This is a genomic window from Salmonella sp. SG203 (assembly GCF_013350575.1).
GTDB lineage: Bacteria > Pseudomonadota > Gammaproteobacteria > Enterobacterales > Enterobacteriaceae > Salmonella > Salmonella enterica.
In genome coordinates this window covers 1-5064 of the sequence record NZ_SNMT01000053.1, presented here as the reverse complement: position 1 = coordinate 5064, position 5064 = coordinate 1, and the positions used below count along the sequence as shown (strand labels likewise).

Here is a 5064-nt window from a genome sequence, read left to right as displayed (position 1 = left end):
CGAAGTTTGATGCAAATGTCAGATCGTATGCGCCTGTTAGGGCGCGGCTGGTAAGAGAGCCTTACAGGCGCATCAGAAAAACCTCCGGCTATGCCGGAGGATATTTATTAACAATAACGCCGTCTTTGATACATTCCCATCTCAAACAGCCGTACTAACAGCCCAATACACTGGAATTTTAGGCATAAATTTCCAGAATATGCGGGAATGATGACGAGGTCGGAAACGAATTACGTATTTCGTGGCTCAATACCGGGCCTGTGGATACCTTCGCTAACACTTCACGTCAGAAGTTACCCGCTGCCGCGCATAGCTAAAGGACCGGGCGAGTGGCTGGCTCTTACCCGGGAGGGACTTTCACCCTCTGTTCTGTCACCAGCTTATCCTGGCGTACTAAGCGGCTCGCCAGAACCGTATTGATATTTATTGAGAGGTCAGATCACTTCATCATGCTGTGGTTGGCAAATAATATTCTCCAGCGCATTAATGACCTGAGTTTCTGCATTATAGAATGTCATCATTTATCCTAAGTATTCTGTATTGCAAACCCGATAGCCAATGCACTTACAAACATCTGTCAGGACTCCACTTCCAGCCAGGTCCCACCTCAACGTAAAACAACCTGAGTTCGGAATAAAGAAATATGTAGTTAATTGATTTAAATAGAAAAGCACTCCTTTTCGTTGTTAAATCTAGTTTCCCATACAAGATCTCACAACTCAGGGAGGCATTGTTGAATAAATAAAGATTATGCTGCAAAATCATAAAAGCTGTAGCTCTCATCTACTTAAAGTCTGTATGTTACAACTATGGTTTGGGGACGCTTCCTGGTGCGGTAAGTATTTTCATCCAAAATAATCCTCCCAAAACAGCATAATTCCCTGTTATTCAATAAAGCCTACCTGAGTTCGCGACTCAATTTTTCCGGCACTCAACAACTATTGCAAGTACCGCAACACCAGTCTGGAAAAGTAAGTTGCCGCAATACTAAGCAAGTCATCATTGAAAATATAATGACCATTATGCACATAAGGTGTGTCTCCATTATTAATGTAAGCATAGCAACCTTTTCTGGTGCTTAACATATACGATAAGTCATCGCTGGCCATACCAGGTGAATGTTCATACGCACAAGAGTCACTCCCGAATATTTCCTCTGCAACCTGCCATGCTAATGCAGTGGCATCCTTATCATTGCAAGTAACATCTGCTTTATCGAAATACTCTACCTCAGATGTTAGGTCAAAGAGATTACAACAGTGTTCAGTAACATCTCTGATGCGTTTCAGTGTTTGCTTCCTGACATTTTTATTTAAAGTTCTGACACTCAATAATATTTCCACCTGTTCAGGTATAATATTATAACTTTCGTCATTTCCTGCCATAATTGAGCCAACACTGATGACCACGGCCTGTTGAGGGTCAGTATTCCTCGACACTATACTTTGTAAAGCCAGAATTAAGTGACATGCAGCCAGTGTCGGATCTTTACTATTTTGGGGAGCAGAAGCATGTCCACCACAACCTTTTATCTTTATCTTAAATCTGTCTGATGATGCTAAAAAAACACCTTTCCTGAAAAAAATCTTTTTGTCCTGATTTTTACAGGGTAAATTGTGCCATGAAAAAACATAATCGCAATCAAATCGCTCAAACAACCCGTCATCAATCATACTCAGTGCACCACCACTACCTTCCTCTGCTGGCTGAAATATCAAATTTAACTGGCCATTAAAATCACATTTACTTAAATATTTTGCCGCCATCAATAATGATGCTGTATGTCCGTCATGTCCGCATGCATGCATTACATCGGGTATTATACTTTTATATGGTACCTCTGCTAACTCCTGCATTGGCAAAGCATCCATATCAGCACGCAATCCAATCTTTTTAAGACCATTACCCTTTTTCAGTACCGCCACAACGCCTGTCTTTCCCACGTTCTCATGTACCTGATATCCATACTCCCGTGAAAGATCTGCCACCAATTTAGCTGTGGCAAATTCCTGAAAACCAAGTTCAGGATTTTTATGTATTTGCTGACGTATACCTGCAAACTCTTCCTGTGTTTTTACAATATCATCAATCAGTTTCATAAGTATTACTCCTTGATAAAATATTCACGCTTTGGCAATATCCATAAAGACAGTGGAACAAATAATGCCATAAGTACGAAGAGATAAGTAAAACCAAAAGTAAAACTTCCGGTTTTATCAACACTAAAAGCTATTATTTCATTATTAATGTTAACGATAATATAAGTAAGACTCCAGAAAACAGACATAGTATAACTGGTTTTTTCAACAGTTCCATCCTGCATATCCACAGGCAGATTAAACAAAAAAGGTGTTGCCATTTCAAAGAAAAAACCAGCCATAACGGATGCTGTCATAATAACAGCATCATCTTTACTCACTAATAACACTATTCCGGCCAGTGCTGTAAGCAATGGTGATATAACAAACATCTTCTTGAAATTAACACCGTTACGTTTTAACCAGAAACCAAAAAAAGGTGCAAACAACATAGCCACACTAACTAACGCTGGAGCAAAATGTATAGCTAAAGAATTTTTGTCAAGTCCAGAATACTCCTGAAAATAAGTTGGAAAGAACAGAAAAGAAGAATTCAGAAATAATATCGGCCCGATATAATAAGCTACCATTCCCCAGGTCACCCGACTTTTCAGAACGTTTACAAATTCATCTTTTTTATTCATTAAAATTTGAGCGTCCGGATTCTCTTCTTTTCTGGTAACAATCAGCCAGCTCACTATCAGAATCAGATTTATCCATGAGTATAAAGAAAGCGCCTCCTGCCAGTGACCTATTTTACTGGCTATCCAGCCAGCAAAAAGAAGTGCTATGATATTACCAATAGTATTGGATGTAATGTTAATACTGACAAAAAGATTTTTTTGTCGTCCGGTAAAATACTTTTGGGTTACAGGTGATAAACTAACTAATGCACAGGCTGATCCCAGACCTTGCAGGAAGCGAATAATAAGAATTGCATAATAATCATCCGCAAAACTCATAAAAATCCCTGTACTGATAAGTAAGCAGCCAATAAAATAGCCTTTTCGCATTCCAAATTTATAAACGAGCCACCCAGCCAAAAAAGCACCAAAAATTTTAGCTATAGAAATAGAAGTGGTAATCAGCGTTGCCTGCTGTGTATTAATATTCAGCTCATGCTGAATCGATGGCATTAACTGTCCAGTGCTCACCCAGCCTATAGTAAAAACTGCGTAAACAGTAAATACGAGCAACCAGATAAAATACTTCCTCATGCTTCCTCCTCAAAATGTTTTTATTTTCAACAAACAACTATAATTTATAACATAGATACGAGTACAGAACAGATGATTATGATAAAGCCCAAAAACACCACAACTGATAATATAGACAAAAAAATATCGAGGATCTGTAAAATGAGTATTACACTTAGAAAGTCAAGCTATAGGCAGCAGATATTATTTGTCAATATTATTTTTTAATAAATATGATTTTAAATATCAATTATCAGACAAGCTCAAGCTTAAACTCCACGTATTAAAGAACATAGCCCCCCTTAGAGCTGAGGCTCAGACTGACTTATGCCGGAATAAATCCCCGAAACGCCGCATGTGGCTGGAGCTTACGTATCCCTGTCGTCTGGGTCGGTGTGGTCATTTCCACCATATTTTGCGACGTTTTGCCTGATGTTTACCTGATTGGATTTGTAGTATATGTATGTTGTAAGATAAAAAATCGCAATGATTCTTCACCGTTCTGCTAGTGACCACTGCTGTTCTGTGTGCTGCTGTATCGCCGCCTGATTGCGCCTGTGTGCGTTTCTGGCTGGTGGGCTGTACAGCTGTCCTGCATTGCTGCCTGAGTCCGTATAACGAAGAAATCAGACAAGACAAAAGCACTTTCGCACACGCCTATAAGGAAGATCGTCATTTTTGCTGTACCACCTGTACTATTTCCCCGTAAGCCTTGCGTGGCAAGGGTTGTAGCTGGTACAGGTAGTTAAAAATGACCTATATTCACCTGTCCCGACCTCTACCACTTTTGCCGTGATTGCGATTGTATGGCAATAAAAAAAGCCGCTTAACATGAACTGTTAACTTTTGTGGTGCAGTCCAATATGCGGCTGTAGACTGTTGGTACTACGCTTAATGCTCAAATTTACCCGTTGATGATATATGGTTACTGCCCGCCAGGAAGCGAATAGCCTGACGGCTCAACATCAGGCAGATCGTCAAGTAGATACGCTGCATCAGAACGGGCATACTCAACTATCATTTCACCTTCCCTGCTTAACCTGATTCTCCCATCTTCCAGAACGCATAAATAACAACTGGCGCAAAAACACATTATTCTAGGCCGGACCCTGTACACGATTCTGTGTAAATGCCTTTTCTCAGAAGTGACCGTCCAGGCGGTCACCGAACTCGATAATAAAGCGGCTCATTGCCATACGCCAGTCCCGCAGTGGCATCGTCCACTTCTGTGAAGCTGCCTGGATTGCCAGCCATATCTTATGTACAGGCTCGTACAGGCTCGGCAACAGCGCAATTTATTCATTAAACACATCCGGTAAATAAAATGCCAGAGTGATGTGAAATCAGCCAGTAGTTCCCTGACTGGCTTATTTCTTTCGCCCTGTAAACCCACCCTGCTGCTGGCAACTATCCAGTCAGCAATGTTTTTTGTTCGTAAGCGTTAACCGAACGCCGTATTTGATGCTGTTCACTGCCGTCATATTGCCTCCTGTACGCTCACCTGCCCCTCCCCGGCACACAGCAAGTCTGCCGGCCCCGTCACCGGATATCGCTGCAGCACCTCCCGTACCAGCACACCGCGGTACAGCGGCATTCCCCTCACCACCGTCTCCATACCCAGCGCCGCCAGCACATGACGCCGGTACAGACTCACCGTCTTCTCCTTCAGCCCCGTCAGTGCCGCCACCTCTCCTCCCTTCATCCCCTCCGCAAGACAGCACAGGATAAACCACTGCCGCGCGTTCACCGTCCCCGGCAGACGCCTCAGCGCCTCCTGACGGATGTCCCTG

3 protein-coding genes are annotated in these 5064 nt (G+C 42.2%); all 3 read right to left on the bottom strand.

Going from position 1 to position 5064, the window contains the following annotated elements; genetic code table 11:
* Window positions 1–938 precede the first annotated feature (938 nt).
* Complete coding sequence (locus tag HV477_RS27445) at window positions 939–2099, bottom strand: M20 aminoacylase family protein (protein ID WP_175065701.1); 1161 nt, start codon at window positions 2097–2099, stop codon at window positions 939–941.
* 5 nt (window positions 2100–2104) lie between these two features.
* Entirely contained in the window at window positions 2105–3295 is a 1191-nt protein-coding gene (locus HV477_RS27440) for an MFS transporter (protein ID WP_175065700.1), read from the bottom strand.
* A 1456-nt stretch (window positions 3296–4751) separates the two neighbouring features.
* Window positions 4752–5064, bottom strand: a 313-nt coding sequence (locus HV477_RS27435) for a LuxR C-terminal-related transcriptional regulator (protein ID WP_217487906.1), incomplete at its 5' end; no start/stop codon positions are given.

What these genes read in the sequence shown, in the direction of transcription:
- HV477_RS27445 (WP_175065701.1), bottom strand. Translation starts at nt 2,099, where the DNA reads ATGAAACTGATTGATGATATTGTAAAAACACAGGAAGAGTTTGCAGGT.
- HV477_RS27440 (WP_175065700.1), bottom strand. Translation starts at nt 3,295, where the DNA reads ATGAGGAAGTATTTTATCTGGTTGCTCGTATTTACTGTTTACGCAGTT.